This is a genomic window from Tateyamaria sp. LSS28 (assembly GCF_059611725.1).
Map to the genome: position 1 here is coordinate 39899 of NZ_JCAPFI010000008.1, position 19308 is coordinate 59206.

The 19308-nt window shown below is 58.1% G+C and carries 15 protein-coding genes and 1 tRNA gene; 3 read left to right on the forward strand and 13 right to left on the reverse strand.

The features are described from left to right. Window positions 1-59 precede the first annotated feature (59 nt). Together AC53L6_RS21100 and AC53L6_RS21105 are read left to right on the forward strand one after the other, a co-directional pair. Window positions 60-1076 (forward strand): quaternary amine ABC transporter ATP-binding protein, encoded by a 1017-nt coding sequence (locus AC53L6_RS21100; protein ID WP_496909272.1) that lies wholly within the window; start codon window positions 60-62, stop codon window positions 1074-1076. Continuing rightward, complete coding sequence (locus AC53L6_RS21105) at window positions 1076-3064, forward strand: ABC transporter permease (protein WP_496909273.1); 1989 nt, start codon at window positions 1076-1078, stop codon at window positions 3062-3064. The genes AC53L6_RS21100 and AC53L6_RS21105 overlap by 1 nt, the downstream gene beginning before the upstream one ends. Before the next feature lie 63 nt (window positions 3065-3127). On the opposite strand, the gene AC53L6_RS21110 is transcribed toward AC53L6_RS21105, so the two are convergent. The 11 genes from AC53L6_RS21110 to AC53L6_RS21160 all read right to left on the reverse strand — a co-directional run bounded on the left by AC53L6_RS21110 (window position 3128) and on the right by AC53L6_RS21160 (window position 15482). Then, entirely contained in the window at window positions 3128-3361 is a 234-nt protein-coding gene (locus AC53L6_RS21110; RefSeq protein ID WP_496909274.1) for a hypothetical protein, read from the reverse strand. 379 nt (window positions 3362-3740) lie between these two features. Then, window positions 3741-3830: transfer RNA gene (locus AC53L6_RS21115), tRNA-Ser, on the reverse strand. Window positions 3831-3888: 58 nt separating this feature from the next. Then, the gene (locus AC53L6_RS21120; protein ID WP_496909275.1) at window positions 3889-4608 is read right to left on the reverse strand and encodes an alanyl-tRNA editing protein; all 720 of its coding nucleotides are present in this window, start codon (window positions 4606-4608) and stop codon (window positions 3889-3891) included. Then, window positions 4605-7010, reverse strand: a complete 2406-nt coding sequence (locus AC53L6_RS21125) for a DUF3772 domain-containing protein (RefSeq protein ID WP_496909276.1) — start codon at window positions 7008-7010, stop codon at window positions 4605-4607. The genes AC53L6_RS21120 and AC53L6_RS21125 overlap by 4 nt, the downstream gene beginning before the upstream one ends. Next, window positions 7010-8044 carry a cysteine synthase A gene (locus AC53L6_RS21130; RefSeq protein ID WP_299605569.1) on the reverse strand — a complete coding sequence of 345 codons (1035 nt, stop codon included), beginning with the start codon at window positions 8042-8044 and terminating at the stop codon, window positions 7010-7012. Before AC53L6_RS21130 ends, AC53L6_RS21125 begins: the two co-directional genes overlap by 1 nt. 68 nt (window positions 8045-8112) lie before the next feature. Further along, a complete protein-coding gene (locus AC53L6_RS21135; protein WP_496909277.1) occupies window positions 8113-9222 on the reverse strand; it encodes an NUDIX domain-containing protein in 1110 nt (369 codons plus the stop codon). Between the two features lie 4 nt (window positions 9223-9226). Continuing rightward, the gene (locus AC53L6_RS21140; protein ID WP_299196304.1) at window positions 9227-9667 is read right to left on the reverse strand and encodes a TrgA family protein; all 441 of its coding nucleotides are present in this window, start codon (window positions 9665-9667) and stop codon (window positions 9227-9229) included. Window positions 9668-9685: 18 nt separating this feature from the next. Continuing rightward, entirely contained in the window at window positions 9686-10894 is a 1209-nt protein-coding gene (locus AC53L6_RS21145) for a class I SAM-dependent methyltransferase (protein ID WP_496909278.1), read from the reverse strand. Window positions 10895-10969: 75 nt separating this feature from the next. Continuing rightward, the gene (locus AC53L6_RS21150) at window positions 10970-12364 is read right to left on the reverse strand and encodes a cryptochrome/photolyase family protein (RefSeq protein WP_496909364.1); all 1395 of its coding nucleotides are present in this window, start codon (window positions 12362-12364) and stop codon (window positions 10970-10972) included. 98 nt (window positions 12365-12462) lie between these two features. Next, complete coding sequence (locus AC53L6_RS21155) at window positions 12463-13689, reverse strand: aminotransferase class V-fold PLP-dependent enzyme (protein ID WP_496909279.1); 1227 nt, start codon at window positions 13687-13689, stop codon at window positions 12463-12465. Between the two features lie 101 nt (window positions 13690-13790). Then, the gene (locus tag AC53L6_RS21160; RefSeq protein WP_299196295.1) at window positions 13791-15482 is read right to left on the reverse strand and encodes a BCCT family transporter; all 1692 of its coding nucleotides are present in this window, start codon (window positions 15480-15482) and stop codon (window positions 13791-13793) included. 474 nt (window positions 15483-15956) lie between these two features. On the opposite strand from AC53L6_RS21160, the gene AC53L6_RS21165 reads away from it, so the two are divergent. Further along, the gene (locus tag AC53L6_RS21165; RefSeq protein WP_496909280.1) at window positions 15957-17795 is read left to right on the forward strand and encodes a BCCT family transporter; all 1839 of its coding nucleotides are present in this window, start codon (window positions 15957-15959) and stop codon (window positions 17793-17795) included. A gap of 62 nt (window positions 17796-17857) precedes the next feature. On the opposite strand, the gene AC53L6_RS21170 is transcribed toward AC53L6_RS21165, so the two are convergent. Continuing rightward, window positions 17858-18274 (reverse strand): HIT family protein, encoded by a 417-nt coding sequence (locus AC53L6_RS21170; protein WP_496909281.1) that lies wholly within the window; start codon window positions 18272-18274, stop codon window positions 17858-17860. A 41-nt stretch (window positions 18275-18315) separates the two neighbouring features. Beyond that, window positions 18316-19302, reverse strand: a complete 987-nt coding sequence (gene acuI, locus AC53L6_RS21175) for an acryloyl-CoA reductase (protein ID WP_496909282.1) — start codon at window positions 19300-19302, stop codon at window positions 18316-18318. Between the last annotated feature and the right edge of the window lie 6 nt (window positions 19303-19308).

The window sequence follows — 19308 nt, forward strand, 5'->3', positions numbered from 1 at the left end:
ACACTCCGGGCGGGCGTTTTGAACACCGGCGCCCAGTCCGGTGAGGAGAGAGCATAAAAATGACCGCCGACACCGTGATTTCCTGCAAAAGCGCGTGGAAGATCTTTGGGCCTGATCCCAAGAGATATCTGAAGTCCATGCCCGCCGGGCACAGCTTCGACGACATCCAGGCCGATGGCTATATTGCCGGGGTCAAGGATGTGTCGATCGACGTCAACCGGGGCGAGATGCTGGTCATCATGGGCTTGTCGGGATCTGGCAAGTCGACACTGGTGCGCTGTTTCTCGCGTCTGCATGACATCACCGGCGGGACGATCACCGTCGAAGGGCAGGACTTGATGTCCCTGTCCGAAAAAGAACTGATTGAACTGCGTCGCAGCAAGATGGGCATGGTGTTCCAATCCTTTGGCCTGCTGCCGCACCGTACCGTGCTGGAAAACGTGGCCTTTCCGCTCGAGATGCGCGGACAGGATAAACACACGCGCCGCGAACGTGCCCTCGAAGTGATCAAGCTGGTGGGCCTTGAAGGGCGTGAAGAGTATTTCCCGCGCGAACTTTCGGGCGGACAACAGCAGCGTGTGGGCATTGCCCGCAGTCTCGCCATCGAACCGGATATCTGGTTTCTGGACGAGCCATTCTCTGCGCTTGATCCGCTGATCAGACGCGAGATGCAGGACGAATTCTTGCGCTTGCAGGGATTGCTGGGCAAAACCATCGTGTTCATCACCCACGATTTTGACGAGGCGCTGCGCCTTGCCGATCGGATTGCCATCATGAAGGACGGCGCAGTCGAGCAATGCGACACGCCCGACCAGATCGTTCTGAACCCCGCCACCGAATATGTCCGCAAGTTTACCGAGGAGATCGACAAGGCTCGCGTCGTCCATGCGGGTGTTCTGGCACGCGAAGGTACCAACGGCGAAGGTGACCCAGTGGACGCAACGGCCTCCGTTCAGGACCTTGCGCGCCTGCTGGTGCAGGACACTCGCGCGATCATCCCCGTCGCCAAAGGCGGCCAGGTAATCGGCGGGATGGACCGTGCGGCGGCGTTGGAAATCCTGCTGGAGGCCAGCTGATGGCAGATGTCGCGAGCGATCTGAAATCAGATACCTCCGGCGTGGCGCAATGGACGCGGGGCAAGTGGGCCTCTGTATTTCTGATCTCAGCCGTTCTTTTAACCATCCTGCGCTATGGCGGGCTTTTGCCGGAAGCGATGCATCGCATTCCTGACGCACTGATCCCGCCCTTTGCCGCGTGGCTGGATGTGTTTTTTAACTTTGTGAAGGATGACTTGGGCCTTTTGGCTCTCACCCGCACATTGACCGAAGGGTTGGAATGGCTGTTGGACGCCACTGCCAACCTGATGTTCGGCAAGCGCCGATGGCCGCACCTTGGCCCGATCCCGTGGACTGCGGTGGCTGGTGTGGCCGCGGTGATCGGTTACTACCTTGGCGGTTGGCGCATGGCGTTACTGGGTGCGGGCACGTTTATCTGGACCGCCCTGATCGGACAGTGGAAAATCGCAATGGAAACCATGTCGGTGCTGATGGTCGCGGCGCCGTTGGCGTTCTTTATCGGCCTCGGCCTCGGTATCCTTGCGTGGAAATACGCAACCGTGAACCGGGCCATCAAGCCGATCCTGTCGGTGCTGCAAACGCTGCCCTTCTTCACTTACCTGCTGCCCGCTGTCATCTTCTTCAAGGTCGGCCCAACCGCCGGGGCCGTGGCGACGACAATCTACGCCATCCCACCCATGATCCTGATGACAACGCTGGGCCTGCAAAAGGTGCCGTCCGAAGTGGTCGAAGCGGGTAACATGAGTGGCTGCACCAAGTGGCAGCTTCTGCGCCATGTCTATCTTCCATCCGCCCGGACCGAGATCCTGGTGGGCGTGAACCAAGTCATCATGCTGTGCCTGGCGATGGTGGTGCTGACCGCCTTTATCGGGATGCCTGGCCTTGGTGCCAAGCTGCTGGCGATGATGGGCAGTTTCAAGCTGGGACGCTCGTTCGAAATTGGCGTGACGATCGTATTGCTGGCGGTGATGCTGGACCGGATGTCAAAGGCATGGGTCGTCAAGCAACCCGAGCACTTTGAACGCGACACGCCCTGGTGGCGCCGGCATATCTACCTGCTGACGGGCATTGCTGTTTTTGTGTTCTTCTGCATCGCGGCGCAATTCGTGCAAGTGTTTGCCGAAATCGGGCGCAAGCAGAACTTCAGCCAAGGCAAGGAGATCGATACGGCGATAAAGGCGTTTCTTGCGTTCGATCCAGTGCAGAACACAACACAGTCAATCCGCTACGTTCTGAATGTCTGGATACTTAATCCGTTCCGCGACTTCCTGCTCTCAATCCCGACGCCCGCATTCATCTTGCTGGTTGTAGCCTTTGCGCTCTCGCTTGGGGGCAAACGCCCCGCCATCTATGCCGCGATCTTCTTTGGCCTTGTCGCGCTTTCGGGGTGGTGGGACCGGTCGGTGATCACGCTCTATTCCGTCATTTCGGCCGTCATGCTGGCATTGTTGATCGGCGTGCCGTTGGGCATCGCCGCTGCCCGCTCGGAAAAATGGTCACGCCGGGTGCTTCTGGCGTGTGATACGGCACAGACCTTTCCCAGCTTCATCTACCTGATCCCGGCCATCATGCTGTTCGGCATCACGGCGACATCGGTTGTAATGTCCATCCTGATCTTTGCGATGGTGCCGCTGACCCGCTACACAATCGAAGGGCTGCGAACGGTGCCACCAGAGATGACGGAAGCTGCCGACATGGCAGGTGCCACACGCATGCAAAAGCTGCTGAAAGTGCAGTTGCCTTTGGCATTGCCGACGATGGCCGTGGGGTTCAACCAGGCCATTATGTTTGCGTTTTTCATGGTCATTATCGCGGCCTTTATCGGCACCCAGGATTTGGGGCAGGAATTGCAACGCACTCTGGCAGGTACGGATCTGGGCAAGAACTTTGTTCTGGGGATTTGCGTGTCGCTCATGGCGCTGACATTCGATCTGACGATCATGAAATGGGCGACAGATCGAAAGAAAGCGCTGGGCTTGCCTGACTGAAACAGATCCGTCAGATCAAAACGAGGGAAACAACGGTTCTTCTGCGCCTAAGTAAAGGCCGTCCTAGAGACGAGCGAGAGACGCGGCTAACGCATCTACAAACTTTGCCCCCATCGGAAAGAACGCCGTGTTCAGCGGTTCAGCAAACTTGGTATGTACTTCGCGTGGGTCCTGGAAGATGCGCTTGGCGTCCAAATCAAGGTGTTTGAGACGCCGGGGAGTTGCTGCCCCAATCCGTGCGCCTGTTGGCATCAGCAAGGCAATCGACGCCCCGTCGCTTTTGCTGACTGGTGCCATCGGGCATGGCGTCGAAAGCTTTATGGATAACGTCAACCACAGGGATCGGGCGCGGGGTTGAGATCCTCGCAATCCGGGCGTCCTTCAAGGGCTGTTTTGAGATAGACCCGCTCATTGCGCCCTAGATCGCGTTTAGACCCACGCAACCCAATGAGCCAGTGGAAGAACTCACACACAACACGTAGCATACCTTGGCGTCTCGAATAGCCGCTACCCGGTTCTCTCCTGACCTGAGACCTTTCGATTTCCCTACCACTGAATACGTACAAACGGCATCAATCAGAAGAAACCCAGAAAACGCAAGCTTCGCCAAAGTCCCTAGAAACAAAGATCAAAGCCAATTTGAGCGACGTGGGGGCAACCCGGGAAAAAGGTTGGGTGGCGGACAGGAAGGGATTCGAACCCTCGAGACGGTCTCCCGCCTACGCACTTTCCAGGCGCGCGCCTTCGACCACTCGGCCACCTGTCCACCGCCGTCTCTATCCAATTCGGGTATGGGGATGCAAGCAGGTTACGTACTAAATTTTTCAGCCGTCCAGATGCAGGTAAACACGGCGGTTCATCCGCCCCTTCTTTTCGATCTTGCCGATGCGCAGCGCGCCGATCTCGCCTGTCCGCGCAACGTGCGTGCCGCCGCAGGGCTGCAGGTCGACCGTTGCGTCGCCTTCGCCGATGCGAACCAGGCGGATCTCACCCGCCCCGCGCGGCGGTTGCACCGACAACGTCTTGACCATGCTCGGATTGGCATCCAGTTCCGCCTCATTGATCCACTCGGCACGCACCCGCATGTCGCTGGTCACGTGACTGTTCAATACGTCTTGAAGGCCTTCACGATCCTCCGGCGCGTCGGCCATGTCAAAATCCAGCCGCCCGCGCCCGGCCCCGACCGACCCTCCAGTCACACCAAAAGGCAGCGCCACAGACAGCAAGTGAAGCGCTGTATGCACACGCATATGGGCGTAACGGCGCTCCCAATCGAGGCTTTGCATGACGGTCGCACCAAGGCCGGGCAAGGCACGTGGCTCGGCCGGGACAAGAATGATGCCGTCACCGTCTCCCTTGATTGCGGTCGCAATGCTCAATGCACCACTATCCCAGCTGAGCGTTCCACTATCGCCGGGTTGCCCACCGCCCGTCGGATAAAAGATGCTCTGATCCAAGATAATCCCGCCCTCGGGCGTGTGACCTGTCACGACACCGCTGGCATCGCGCAAATAGGCGTCTTCGCGGAACAAGGGCGTTGTCATCTGCCATCTCCATCTTCGCCCGGCATATCCGGGTCCATATCACTTTCTTCCAGATGCGCTTTGGTCGGCGGCGCAGATGGGGGCGTTTTTACTTTGGGACCGGCCTGCAACACCTCGGGATTGCGTAGCCACACATCCCGCTGGGCAAAGGGTATCTCGATCCCCTCTTCTTCGAACCGGGCAGCGATCTGGTGGTTAATCTCGTTCTTGACGGCCAACATCCAGTTCACATCGCGGAGAATGATACGGATTTCGAAATCGAGACTGTCGGCACCAAACCCCATGAACAGGACAGCCGGGGGTGGATTGGCCAGGGCCATGGGATGCGCATCGGCAATCTCTTTCAGCACGGCCTCGACTCGGCGGGTGTCAGTACCGTAGGCCACACCGACCGGAATGATCACACGCCCCACCGTGTTGCCGCGGGTATAGTTCGTGACAGTACCGGAAATAAGGTCCGCGTTCGGAACAATAACGTCCGTGCGATCAAAGGTTTCGATCCGCGTGGACCGGACCGAGATCGAGCGGACATAGCCCATCTGCCCACCCACTTCGATCCAGTCGCCCTCTGATATCGGGCGTTCGATCAACAGAATTATGCCCGACACGAAGTTGGACACGATGGTTTGCAGGCCAAAACCAATACCAACTGACAAGGCCCCCGCGACGATGGCCAGACTGGACAAATCAATACCGGCTGCGGTGATCGCAAACAGGGCAGCCAGAAAAATGCCGACATATCCAAGACCAGATACAATCGCGACCTGACCGCCGGGGTCGATCCGCGTTTTGGGCAGGACAGACACCTTGAGTGCATTTTGCACGGCGCGCGTGATCAGGTATCCGACAGTGAAGACAATGAGGAGTGTAAAGAAACTGCCCGGCGAAATGGTCATGTCGCCGATGGTCAGTCCCGATCGAATGGTCGCCCACACCTCTGTCAGATCGGTGACACGTGCGCCCCAGATCAGGGATAGAGGGATGATCGCCAACAGAACGACCACAAAGCCAAGCAAAGTCGGCACAAGACTGTCTCGGGCGCCATCACCCGGTCGCAACGTGGCATAGGTATCGCGGATAACACCTTGCAACAGAACCACCATACCGATCAGCGCAAGCGTGAGGATCATGGGATAGGTCAGGAACTTGGCAGCCGCCCCGAACCCAAGTGCTGCCAGAATTGGGGCAACAAGCCCCACCAAGATAACCAACCGACCAACACTGGCGATGATACGGTCACCATAGGGAATTTCCTGGTCAGCGCCTTCCGCCGCGTCGCGCACACGGCGGCGCAGCAGCCAGCCCAATCGCGTCAGCATCAGACAGGCCAGAACGATCAGCGGGAAGTTCAGAACCGCATCCGAACCTGCATCGTAACGATCGAAATCAGAAAACTCTGCCAGGAGGATGTAAAGCGCCAAGACAATGCCAAGAGTCACGGCATATATGCGTCCTTCGGCCCGACGACGCGCCGGCACCGTAAATGACACGCGCAGCGCTTCGTCCTTGGGAAACAGTCGGCTGGCGAGCCAGCGGGCAAAGAAAAGGACCAGCCCAACAACTTCCAGAGTATCCAGCAGGAGGTCACCGCGCGGGCCAAACAGTTGGGTGGCGCGTACCGCGCGCACAAATGCAACCAGTCCCAGCATCGGGAAAAGGATTTGTCCAAGGGACACGATGAACCCAGCCACCCGGGCGCCTGACCGCGTATCCGACCTTTGAATGCGTACGGCCAGCAACTCCGACCAATACCGCGACCGCGCCAGAAGTACGACGCCAACAACCAGCAAGACCGCGATCAGCGGCAGGTTGTCCCTGGCATTCGAGCGGCGGGACGGATTGTGCCATGCTTGCCGCACACCAGCGACAACAGCAATCATCGTATCCTGCGCATGGCGCATCGCACCGGGCCAATTGGCTGGATTGACCGGCCATGGTCCCATGTTCAGCAGTGCATCGGTTTGGCGCTGGCGCAGGATATCATCAATCTCGGTGATAACCCCGTTGGCGCGACTGAACGCTTCCTCGGCGGTCCGTCGCGGCGTGCTGAGCCGTTCAAGCTGTGCGTTCAGTTCAGCGCGGCGATCCGCGATCTCAGTTGCCTCGTCCTGCCCCTCCTCCGGGGCCGGACCAAGGGCTGCAATCTGATCGCGCAGGGTTTGCAGGCGGCTGTCATTGGCACTCAGTTGGTTTTGAAACTGCTGCCGCCATCCGGCGACCTCTGCCCTCAGTATTTCAAATGCCTGGTCCGAGGCGCGGGCCGCTTCAACGGCCTGTTCCGCCCGGGTCGCGGTGTTTTGCCACCGGTCGTAGTCTGGCCCGTCAGCTTGCGCGACTGCAAGCGTTGCCAGCAGCGCCAGACAAACGGACAGAACCGCAGCGCGTAGCCACGTCAGGCCCATCATACATCCTCAAAGACGCCGGGAATACTTGAAGGACCTTGCTCAAGCCATTGTGGCACCGGCAATTCTTTCTCCCGCAAGAAGTCCGGATTGAACAGTTTGGACTGATAGCGCGTGCCAAAGTCACACAGGATCGTCACGATGGTGTGGCCCGGCCCCATATCCTTGGCCATACGAATGGCGCCAGCCACGTTAACACCCGAAGACGCACCAAGGCACAGCCCCTCATGTTCCAGCAGATCAAAGACAATGGGCAGCGCTTCGGCGTCCGAAACGTTGTAGTTGAAGTCAGGCGTCAGCCCCTCAAGGTTCTTGGTGATGCGCACCTGCCCGATCCCTTCAGCAATCGAACTGCCCTCCATCGCGATCTCGCCGGTGGTGTAGTAGCTGAACAGGCCCGCGCCATCGGGGTCTGCCAAACCTATTTTGACGCCCTTGGGCTGCAAGACCTCGGCCACCCCTGCCAGCGTACCGCCGGAGCCGACTGCGCAAATGAAGCCATCCACCTTGCCATCTGTCTGTTCCCAGATCTCCGGCCCGGTGGTGTCGACATGGGCCTTACGGTTGGCAACATTGTCGAACTGGTTGGCCCAGATGGCACCATTCGGTTCCGTCTTTGCCAGCTCCTCGGCCAAACGACCGGAGTAGCGTACAAAGTTGTTCGGATTGCGGTATGGCGCCGCGGGCACCTGCACCAGCTCTGCACCTGCCAACCGCAGCATATCCTTCTTTTCCTGGCTCTGCGTTTCGGGGATGACGATGACGGTTTTGAACCCCATCGACGCACCAACCAGCGCAAGGCCGATGCCGGTATTACCTGCTGTCCCTTCGACAATCGTGCCGCCCGGACGCAGTTCGCCGCTGGCCACGGCTTCCTGGATGATGGACAGGGCCGCGCGATCCTTGACCGATTGACCAGGGTTCATGAACTCGGCCTTGCCCAGAATCGTGCAGCCGGTCTCTTCGCTGGCGCGGCGCAGCTTGATCAGTGGCGTGTTTCCAATGGCCGAAGCCAGATCAGGCGCGTAACGCATGGGCGAGTTCCTTTTGTCATTCACGAAAGGTGTAGCTGTGGTATCCGGCGACCTCAAGCCGCGTTGGGTCACACAGCGGCGCGCAAACGCGCACGGTGGCGGGCCAACCAATAGGTGAGCAACGCTAGGGGCGCATTGGCAACCCGGCGATCATCGGCCATCTCAAGCAGATCTACAAAAGACAACAGGTGGCTGCGGATGTTTTCGCCTTCGTCTTCCTGACCACCAATACCGGCACTGTCATCGGGCAAATCGCAGATCCCGACAAACAGATGAAAGAAGTCAGTCGCTGCACCGGGCGAGGCATAACACTCGCCAGCAGGTTCAAGCAGGCGAAACTCAAGCCCAGCCTCCTCGGCCCCTTCCCTCCGCGCGGCTTCTTCCGCGGTTTCGCCAGGATCAATCAATCCGGCAACAGGTTCCATTTGCCATTGTACCGGATCGTTCCGACCGATTGGACCCAGACGGATCTGTTCCACCAGCAAAACCCGATCCCGCACCGGATCATAGGGCAATACGATCGCAGCGTCGGACGAAACGAATACAGCGCGCTCGATCTGATCAGACATACCGCCGCCAAAAGTCTCATGGCGCAGCGCCACCTCATCCATTGCAAAGAAATTCGTGTGGGCCCGCGTATGCGACACGATATCCACGCGCCCATCCAGAACCCCCTGCCCGTGTCGGCCCGATTGCGCCAGCACCTTGCTCCAGGCGCGCGCACGGATACGTGGAAACCGACGGGCCACATCGTCGGCATTCAGTTTGCCAAAGCCATCCATAACCTCTTCGGCGGCCCAGACGGTCATTGCACCCCAGCGCTCTTGCCACGCGGAAAAGTCCCAGACATCGTCAGTGGATGAAACCGTTTGACCCGGAACATAGACATCCGCGGCCTCGCCAGAGGTCAGCGTAACGGCGCGCAACTCGTAATCAAAACCACCCTCATAGTAGTTCAGCCGTGCGAAATCCTCGGTCGAAAGGCCGCGCACAATAATACCTGCTGTTTCAGCGTTGGCACGTTGGCGCAGAACGGGGTAGTGCCCTTCCTGCTCGGACAAGGCGACGTAGTCACGCAAGGATGCAGGGGCCAAATCGATGCTGTCGGCGCTGCGCCCCAGAACGCGCTCAAGCAGCGGCACGTGCTGCAACGTGCCATAGCAAAACAAACTGTTCATTGTCTCACCGCCAGGTGCGCCACGCATATTCGGTTAAAACACCCGTGATCGCCCCGCCGATCAGCAATGTCGCCCAGATGGGGACCGTACTCATCAAAAGCGCCCACTCCGATCCGATCTGAAAAATTGCCAGCAAGGCCTCAAACGCGCCATCGTACCGGTTCTTCATGGCGATACGCACCATCTCGTTGCACGACTGCACGAACAGTGCCCAGAAGACCATGACAATCGGACCAGTAAGCCCGACATTGACAGCCGATGTAAGCCCACGCCCCGCGCGCGAGCCAATCACCATCCAACCGGTGATCGCGCCCACTAGGATATTCACGTAGGTAAACCAGCCAAAGTTCGTGTCTTCCTCGAACAACGGCATGATCATGCCCGACACGATAAAGGCCAATAGCCCAAGGCCCAAAGCGGCCACTAACTTGGCTGCGTCAGGCATATTTTTGGTCTTTCATGGCTATCCAGGTCGTTTGATCGTGATCTGCGTTACATCGCAGTTGGCACTTTCAAAGGTCGCCGCGCAAGAGGTGAGGTAAAAATTCCACATTCTACGAAATCGATCATCAAATCCCATATCGGCAATCTGGTCCCACCTCTGGTTGAACGCCTCATGCCAGCGTCTGAGTGAGATGTTGTAGCTTTGGCCAAACTCAATGGATGTCTCGACGCCCAGACCTGCCTTGATGATCTGCTGACGCAGAACAGATGGGCTGGGAAGCATACCACCCGGGAAAATGTACTTCTGGATAAAGTCGACGCCACGTTTGTAAACCTTCCAACGGCGGTCCTGCACGGTGATGATCTGCAACGTGGCATTCTTACCGGGTTTCAAACGCTGTTTGACCGTCTCAAAGTAGACGGGCCAGTACTTCTCTCCGACCGCCTCGAACATCTCGATCGAGGCGATGCCATCATAAGTGCCACGCTCATCCCGATAGTCCTGCAGCTTGAAGTTCACGACATCGGAAAGTCCTGCTTTTTCAATGCGATCTTGCGCGTACTTAAACTGTTCTTCACTAATGGTCAGACCTGTGACCTTCAATCCGCGTTCCTTGGCCGCATATTCGGCGAACCCGCCCCAACCGCACCCGATCTCAAGGATATGATCCCCAGGCTGCGCGCCCATCTGGTCTACCATGCTCGCGTATTTCGCGATCTGCGCAGCCTCATGGCTTTCCTGCCCCGTCTCAAACAGGGCTGATGAATACGTCATCGTGTCATCCAGCCAAAGGCCATAAAACTCGTTGCCAAGGTCATAGTGATAGCTGATGTTCTTGCGGGCTTGTTCGCGATGGTTGCGCTGCAACCAAAAGCGGAACTTCTCGAACCGGCGCACCAGACCCATGCCGGGAAACCCGTCATAGATGTTGTCGTTGTCCGCATGGACCCAATCCATAAAGGATTGCAGATCTGGCGTGCTCCACCACTCGTCAAGGTAAGCATCGCAAAAACCCAAGTCACCCTCACGGATCAGCCGGGCAAACAGGTCATCGTTGTGGATATGCACCTCTGCCACCGGACCGGGGTTTGGTCCCTCGGCCCGAAAGTGGCGACCGTCCGGCAGGATGAAATCCACCCGGCCATTGTTCATCCCCTGAGCCATGCTGAAAACACGGGCGAAATAGCGTGGCAAGCCCGTTTGGCCGTCAGTCGTAGTAAGGATCATACACGCTCCCCGTTCGTGTTTTTGTCAAGTTAGCTTGACACATTGAGCCGCGCAACCATGCGCACGCGGTTGTCATTAGAAATTACGGTTTTCATAAGCACTTAGCGCCCGTTTCCGCCCCTCATCCGCTGGTACAATCGGGCTGGGATAGATGTCATTCGGCGACAGGTTCCATGACCGCGGGATCGCGTCGAAATATGACAGCGCCTCCGGCGCCGGATTGCGCCGGCCTTCGGCAATCCACCGGCTGACATAGTCGCGGTTCTTGTCGAACTTATCCAGTTGGGTCACCGGGTTGAACACGCGGAAATACGGCGTCGCATCGGGGCCTGATCCCGCTGACCACTGCCACCCCATCGCATTGCTTGCCGGATCCCAGTCAATCAGGCAGTCATCAAACCATTGCTGACCGATCCGCCAATGCGTCATCAGATGCTTGCATAGATAGGATGCCACGATCATGCGGCCCCGGTTGTGCATGCGGCCTGTTACGTACATCTCGCGCATCGCGGCATCGACAAACTGAATACCGGTTCGCCCCTGTTTCCAAGCGAGGACCTCTGCGGTTTCGCCTTCGTTCCAAGGAAACCCGTCCCAGTGTTCTTTCCAGTTGCGATCCAGAATATGGGGGGTGTGATGCATCAGGTGGTACGCGAACTCACGCCATACCAGTTCCTTCAAGAATACTTCTGCCCCTGCCTTGCCTTCATGAAGCGCCCGCATGCCTGCATGCCAACACTGATGCGGGCTGATCTCACCCAAAGCCAGGTTTTCTGACAGGTTCGACGTGCGGTCTTCGGCCGGAATATCCCGGCCCTCGACGTAACCGGCGACTTTGGTTTCGATAAAATCGCCAAGCCGTGACTGTGCCGCGGTTTCGCCAAGCCGCACATGAGGGCGGACAACGCCTGCCCCACGGTTCATAGCTGCGCCAAGAGCCCAGTCAGCCAACACCTCGCTCTCAGGCCAGCTTTCAGGCGCTGGAATGCGCCCCGGCAGAGACAGCGGCGCATCAACTTCCCGGTCCTTCACTGATCGCCAGAACGGTGTGTAGACCTTGTAGAAGCCGCCAGTCTTTGTCTCCGCCGTCCATGGCTCGAACATCAGATGGCCACCGAAACTGCGCGCTTCAATGCTCTGATCTTTCAAGGCAGCTTTGATTGCTGTATCGCGCTCCACAGCTTGCGGATCGTAAAGGCGCGACCAATGAACCGCCCCTGCTCCAGTCTCGGCGATCAGCTTTTGCAAAACGTCCAAAGCGTCGCCCGAGCGGAAGATCAATCTGCTGCCTTTGTCGTCCAAAGACTGGGCAAGATGTTCAACGCCCAATCCCCAACGCCACTTTGGCGCAGCGCCCAGATCATCCACACTGGCGTCACGGATCACGACCGGAATGACGGGCCGATTGCTGTCACAGGCGGCTTTCAAAGCCGGATGATCGCTCAACCGCAGATCGCGGCGAAACCACATGATGATCGGTGTGCTGCTCAACGCCCCGTTCCCTTTTCTTACCGAGGCTTACGTAGCACGCGCGCCGATGGATCAAGTTGTCGCAGGTTGCCTTTACGTCAAAGAACCGCGTCAAGGGCCGTCAGAAGGTGATCAATCTCTGCATCATTCGTGTAGTGTGTGAAACTCAGCCGCAAAACACCCTGATCCGGATCGACCCCCATGGCCTGAAGCGCCCGGACTGCATAGAAATCCCCACCTCCGGCCATGATACCATGATCGGCAAGGCGGGCGGCTACTGCGACCGGGTCACGTCCCAAATCCAACGCAACGGTTGGTGCACGGATCGCCGCGTCCGTGGGACCTATAACACGCAGATCATTGCGGTCTTTCACAGCATCCATGACCCGGGTCAACGCGTCGATTTCTCGTTCGCGCATGAGGTCATGAACGACTTGTCCCCGCGGGGACACTTGTGCTCCACCACCGCTTTTATGGTGATCGTAAAGCGCGTCCACATAATCTGCCATGCCCGCACATGCGGCCACTTGAGCATGATCGGGCCCAGCGGGAGTAAACCGTTTATAGAGGCTGTCAGCGTTGAAGTAGTGTCCCTGGTTCGGCAGCAACTCTCCCAAGGCGCGCCGGATGACCATCAGACCCTGATGCGGACCGTAGGTTTTGTAAGCCGAGAACAGATAGATGTCGGGGCCAAGATGGCCAACATCGGGGAAGCCGTGCGGCGCGTAACTGACGCCGTCGACACAGACGAACGCCCCGGCGGCATGGGCAAGCGCGGTGATCTCGGTCACCGGGTTGATCTCTCCCACCACGTTTGAGCAATGGGGAAAGCAGACCAACCGGACATTTTCGTCCAGCAGGTCTTCCAGCGCTGCGGTATCCAAGTGGCCGCTGCCGGGATCCATCTGCCATTCACGGATTTCGATCCCCCGATCCGCCAGACGCCGCCATGGGCCCGTGTTGGCCTCGTGATCTTGATTGGTCACCACGATCGCTTCACCCTGCTGCATCATCTGGGCGAAGGCTTGCGCCAGGACATAGGTGTTCTGCGTGGTTGATGGTCCAAAACTCAACTCATCCGTATCCACACCAAGGACGGCAGCCATCCGCACGCGTGCCTCGTCCATCTCTTCCCCGCCTAGCCGTGATGCCTCGTAGTCGGCATAGGGCTGCACCTTGCGCTGCGTGTAGAAGCGAAACAGGCGATCAATGACCTGTTTGCAAGTGTAGCTCCCCCCGGCGTTTTCGAAGAAAGCCTGTCCCTGCAACGACGGTTCGGCAAAGGCAGGGAATTGCGCGCGCACAAACTCAAGATCAAGAGGCATCGGCTGGTCCTTTATCTTAACAAGAAAAAGGCCCCAACCAATTGATCAGGGCCTTTCAATGCTATCCCAGCTGTCATCAAGGACAACTGGGAAGTCAGGTCTTACTCAGCCGGCAAGCCATTGCCCGTCGCACCCGGAATTTCCGAATGGACGGCGGGCACGCCTGCGGCCTCGCGGCGACCATCATTATAGATCGCCTTGATCAGCGCGATGCACATCAACGCCATCACGATCGAGAACGGCAACGCCCCAATCACCATGGCCGTCTGAATGGCCCCGGTCCCGCCGGAAATCAGCAGGCCTGCCACAACAAGGCCAAGGGCTGAACCCCAGAACAGGATGTGGGGACGCGCTTTTGGACCTTCGTCACCGGCCGCGTTGATGGTGTTCACGATCAGCACGGCAGAGTCTGCGGACGTCACCAGGAACGTCATCAGCAACACAACGATCAGAACCGCCATGCCCCATGCCAGTGCCTGTGCAATTGGTGCCAACATGAACTCGGTCATGGCAAAGATCTTGTCGCCATTGGCCGCGTCCAGAATGACGCCATTGGCATCGCCGTTCAGTTCCAGGTCAATGGCTGTGCCACCGGCCCATGAGAACCAGACAAAGCACATCAGCGACGGAACGATCATAGCACCCAGCACGAACTCGCGGATGGTCCGACCGCGCGAGATGCGCGCCAGGAACAGACCCACGAATGGTGCAAACGCGATCCACCAGGCCCAGTAGAACACGGGCCACCAGCCCTGCCACTGTGCCAACAGGAACGCTTCGGATCCGTCCACACCGTCAGACGCGTATACATTGAAGCTGAGCCATGGCAGCGCGATCAGGTAGTCCCAGATCCCAACGAAGAAGGCCGCTGCACCAAAGAAGGTCGCGCCGAACAGGATGAAGAAGCCCAGAAGGACAATCGACAGAACCATGTTGATGTTGGAGAGCCACTTGATGCCCTTGCCCACACCGGACAGTGCCGACAGGGTCGACGCGCCCATGATGACCAGAAGCGCCACGATGATGCCGAGTGTCGTGGCAGAGCCATCGTCGAGCACCAGGCCGCCAATCCCGATCCGGGTCAGACCGGCCACGAATTGTTCAACGCCAAAACCAAGCGTTTGCGCCACACCAAGAATGGTTGCCACAACCGCCACGATATCGATGAGGTTGCCCAGAAAGCCCGACAGCGAAGAGCCAAACAGCGGCGTCAGCGACGAGCGGATCGTCAGCGGCAGACCGCGGCGGTAGCTGAAGAACGCAAGCGCAAGACCCGCGATAGCGTAGCACGCCCAGGCGCCCAGACCCCAGTGAAGGAACGACCAGACATAGGCCTCGCGCACGTTATCCTCACCCAGCGCCGTGGTGGCGCCTTGGATGACGGAGGGGTTGTTCTTGAAGTGGGCCACCGGCTCGGCCACGGCCCAAGTCAGCATGCCGACACCGATCCCGGCACCGAACATCATCGAAAACCAGGAGAAGTTGCTGAACTCGGGCTTTTCGCCCGGTTGGCCGAGGTTCAAGCGCCCTGCAGTCGGCCAGAGGGCGAGCCCGAGGCAGACAAGCACGAAAAACGTCACGACCCAGATGTACCAGGCGGCGAAGTTTTCCAGAATTACGCTGTTCCAGTCGCCCAGAATCGTGCCGGCCTCGGTTGGCCAGACAATGCACCAGACGACGAGCATACTGATGATGATCTTACTGATCACCGCAACGTTGACGCTGAACCCTCGATAAAAACCGCTATCAGCGGTTTTGATCGGCAGCTCCGTCAATGGAGGTTGAATAGACATAGATACCTTCCTGTTGTCGTTTTTATGACAAGAGCAAAGCACGGGTAGAGACATAAACGAAGTGTTAATTCGAACAGTACAGGTCGCATTGGACACCAGAACGCCGTTTTTGTTTCTGATATGAAAAAACGGCCTTCAATTTTCAAAAACAGCGCCGTTTCTTGCGTCGAAAATGGCCGTATTGCCCGCAAAATATGTCTCATTTTTAGAGATTCGCGGCTTTCATTGCTTTCTGCATGGTCGGACCCGACGGTACCGTTCATCCCCGATAACGGCCCAAAATCGTCAAATCACACCCATTTACTGTCGCTGTTTCACCAGTATTCGCCCTGAACCCTGTCACCCTTAATACACGCACCGCGCGAAGCCGCGGACAAAGGGTGTCGTTTTCAGACCTTACGAAACGATGAAACCCACGCTGATGCCCAGGTCACACAAGATGGCAGGCCAACTCAGAAACAGGGAGCCAATCTCATGGCGATAAAAGAACCATTCACGGATCTTGATATCAACAAACAGGAGTCAGGGTTCTACGAAGGCTACAGCCTTCCCATCGCCCTCAAGTCCAAAGCGATCATGGTCGCGCTTGTCTTGTGGGCCATCATTTTCCCGGTCAGTGCCAATGGCACTCTGGATGACTGGAACTGGGCGTTGTTGCAGGGCTTTAATGCATTCTACATCATCTCTGTGGGTGCATTTGCGTTTTTCCTGTTTGCCCTCGCCATACTCCCCACAGGCAGGCGAAAGCTGGGGGGCGTCGATACGGTCCCGGAATTCTCCAACTTCTCCTGGTTCTCGATGATGTTTGGCGCCGGACTTGGTGTCGGCCTTATGGTCTTTGCGACGGCTGAGCCGCTTGGGCTGTGGGGATCCAACCCCGTCGTTGTTGCGGGGAATGTAGAGGGCAATTCGCCCGAAGCCTTGACGTCTGCGTATCGCTACACGTTCCTGCACTACGGATTCCATGCCTGGGCTATCTACGTCGTGACAGGGCTGAGCCTTGCCTACTATGCCTATACCCGCGACATGCCTTTGACGATCCGGTCTGCCTTGACCCCGCTTCTGGGGAAGGTCGCCAACGGAATCGTGGGGCATGTTGTCGATGTGCTGGGCGTTGTCGCAACCATCCTTGGTGTCTCTGTCACCATCGGCTACGGGGTCAGCCAGTTCGTCGATGGTGTTTACGCCGTGACGGGCCTGGAATGGTTGATGGGTGCCAGTGAAGGGGATGCACCACCTGCCCCGTCCACCGTCGGCCTGTTGTCGGCACTTGCCATCATCATGTTCCTGTCGATCCTGTCTGCCGTGTCGGGCGTCGGACGCGGAATCAAGTACCTGTCGAACCTGAACCTCGTTCTGTCAATCATCCTACTGATGACGTTCGTGATCTTTGGCAGCTTCGTGTTTGCCATGACGACCTATGGAACAGCGCTGGTAGATTATATCATCCAGTTCATCCCGCTCAGCTTCGAAGCGTATAGTCCTTTGGCGCAAGATGCCTTTGCCGCCACTCTGCCGGCCGACGCCGCACCGCTTGCAGCCGATCTGTACGGTGGGGCGACAAATGCGTGGGGTAGTCTGGATGGCTTTACCCAAGGGCTGGAGGGTGCGGCTGCCTCTCTGCCACCCGAGACACAAGCCGCAGCGTACGATGCAGGCAGCCAGGGACGGCTCTTTGGCTGGCAATCGGGCTGGACCACGTTTTACTGGGCCTGGTGGATCGCGTTCTCGCCCTTTGTGGGCCTGTTTCTCGCCCGCATCTCAAAGGGTCGCACGATCCGTGAGTTTATTCTCGGCTGTGTATTTGCACCCGCATTGGTTTGTTTTGCCTGGATGACAATCCTTGGCGGCACCGCCATTGATCTGGAGCTGCAAGGCGTGGCCGAAGGCGCCATCATCGGCGCGTCAAACACCAACAAGCTGTTTGTCACACTCAGCTACATGATCGAGGGCGGCTTTCTGTCTGCCATCACCATCATGTGCGTGGTGCTTATCATGACGTTCCTTGTCACTTCGGCGGATTCCGGGATTCTTGTGATGAACACGATCATGTCCGGCGGCGCGCAGGAAACAGGTATCAAGCACCGGATCATCTGGGGTCTGATCATGACAGGGGTGATCGGCGGTTTGATCATCGCGGGGGCTTCAGGACGCGGGGGCGACCCCCTGGCATCGCTTCAGGACGCAATGATCATAGGCGCCCTGCCCTTTACCATCATCATGGTGCTGATGGTGTTGTCGCTGATCAAGGCATTGTTCAATGACAGCCGCCGCGCCAAAGAGGACGGTGCCATCGGTCAACCAGCCGAGTAAGCGCAAATAGGAACGGCGAAGGGGCGCATGTTATGCACCCCTTCTACATCGCAGGTTCAAGCTTAAAATGCCGCGCGCATCTTCTCTGCATGCGCCTTGATCGCCTCCATATCACCCATTTTGCCCGGTGGACGCATCGAAACACCGTCGTGACGTGGGTGGATATGAAAGTGCAAATGAAACACCTCTTGGCCGCCCGCCGTTTCATTGAACTGCTGAACGGTGATGCCATCGGCATCAAATGCGGTCTTGGCCGCGTTTGCCACCTTCTTGACCGTGGACATGACGGAGGCCAACTGTGCGTCGCTGGCATCCAGCACATTGCGGCATGGTGTTTTGGGGATTACCAGACAATGTCCGTCTGTGCGCGGCATGATATCCATGAAGCAAAGGGTGTCATCGTCCTCGTAGACGGTGACATTGGGGATTTCGCCCCTCAGGATCTTGGCAAAGATGTTCTGGTCGTCATAGGCGGTCATCGCGGGTCTCCGAAAGCTGTTCGAAGACCCGTCTAGACCGATCAGGCGTTCACGTCGACCACGACGCGGCCCTTCACTTGCCCTTGCAAAATGTCTGCGCCCAGCTTTGGCAGATCGGACAGAGTGGCGGGCTGAACCATGGCTTCAAGCTTGTCCATGGGGAGATCTTTCGCGATGCGACCCCAAGCGCGGACGCGGTTGTCGTAAGGTTGCATGACACTGTCGATGCCCAAGAGGTTCACACCCCGCAGCAGGAACGGGACAACTGTCGCGGGCAGACCTGCCCCCCCCGCGAGACCAACAGCAGCAACCGAAGCGCCATATTCCATCTGCCCCAATACCCGAGCAAGCATGGCTCCGCCCACGGCATCCACGCAGCCGCCCCAGGTTTCAGATTCCAGCGGCCGCTTGACCGTTTCGTTGATCTCCTCCCGCGCCACGATCTGTGTTGCCCCGAGCGATGTCAGGTAGTCTGCGGTTTCTGGCCGTCCGGTCACACCAGCAACCTTGTGGCCCAGATTGGCCAGGATGGCCGTTGCCACAGACCCAACACCACCCGCGGCACCGGTCACAAGCACCGGACCAGGCTTGATACCATGATCTTCCAGCGCCATCACCGCCAGCATTGCAGTAAAGCCCGCCGTACCCACGGCCATGGCCTGCCTCGTATCAAGGCCTTCCGGCAGTGGCACCAGCCAATCCGCCCTGACGCGCGCCTTCTGGGAATAGCCGCCCCAATGCGCCTCGCCCACGCGCCAGCCGGTCAGCACGACCTTGTCGCCGGGTTTGTAGCGGTCATCATCGGACGCCTCGACCGTCCCGGCAAAGTCGATGCCTGGCACGTGGGGGTATTTGCGAACGAGTCCGCCGCCCGGACCAATGCAAAGACCGTCCTTGTAGTTCACGGTCGAATACTCAACCGCTACGGTCACCTCAGCCTGCGGCAGATCATCCAGCGACAGTTCCTGCACCGCAGCGGACGTTTTGCCACTTTCTTCGTCCTTGTTGACCACCAGTGCATTGAACATTTTGTT

Coding starts and splice junctions, on each gene's coding strand:
- AC53L6_RS21110 (WP_496909274.1), bottom strand. CDS start 3,361: ATGGCACCAGTCAGCAAAAGCGACGGGGCGTCGATTGCCTTGCTGATG.
- AC53L6_RS21150 (WP_496909364.1), bottom strand. CDS start 12,364: ATGTGGTTTCGCCGCGATCTGCGGTTGAGCGATCATCCGGCTTTGAAA.
- AC53L6_RS21155 (WP_496909279.1), bottom strand. CDS start 13,689: ATGCCTCTTGATCTTGAGTTTGTGCGCGCGCAATTCCCTGCCTTTGCC.
- AC53L6_RS21125 (WP_496909276.1), bottom strand. CDS start 7,010: ATGGGCCTGACGTGGCTACGCGCTGCGGTTCTGTCCGTTTGTCTGGCG.
- AC53L6_RS21120 (WP_496909275.1), bottom strand. CDS start 4,608: ATGACAACGCCCTTGTTCCGCGAAGACGCCTATTTGCGCGATGCCAGC.
- AC53L6_RS21145 (WP_496909278.1), bottom strand. CDS start 10,894: ATGATCCTTACTACGACTGACGGCCAAACGGGCTTGCCACGCTATTTC.
- AC53L6_RS21160 (WP_299196295.1), bottom strand. CDS start 15,482: ATGTCTATTCAACCTCCATTGACGGAGCTGCCGATCAAAACCGCTGAT.
- AC53L6_RS21165 (WP_496909280.1), top strand. CDS start 15,957: ATGGCGATAAAAGAACCATTCACGGATCTTGATATCAACAAACAGGAG.
- AC53L6_RS21100 (WP_496909272.1), top strand. CDS start 60: ATGACCGCCGACACCGTGATTTCCTGCAAAAGCGCGTGGAAGATCTTT.
- acuI (WP_496909282.1), bottom strand. CDS start 19,302: ATGTTCAATGCACTGGTGGTCAACAAGGACGAAGAAAGTGGCAAAACG.
- AC53L6_RS21105 (WP_496909273.1), top strand. CDS start 1,076: ATGGCAGATGTCGCGAGCGATCTGAAATCAGATACCTCCGGCGTGGCG.
- AC53L6_RS21170 (WP_496909281.1), bottom strand. CDS start 18,274: ATGACCGCCTATGACGACCAGAACATCTTTGCCAAGATCCTGAGGGGC.
- AC53L6_RS21130 (WP_299605569.1), bottom strand. CDS start 8,044: ATGCGTTACGCGCCTGATCTGGCTTCGGCCATTGGAAACACGCCACTG.
- AC53L6_RS21135 (WP_496909277.1), bottom strand. CDS start 9,222: ATGAACAGTTTGTTTTGCTATGGCACGTTGCAGCACGTGCCGCTGCTT.
- AC53L6_RS21140 (WP_299196304.1), bottom strand. CDS start 9,667: ATGCCTGACGCAGCCAAGTTAGTGGCCGCTTTGGGCCTTGGGCTATTG.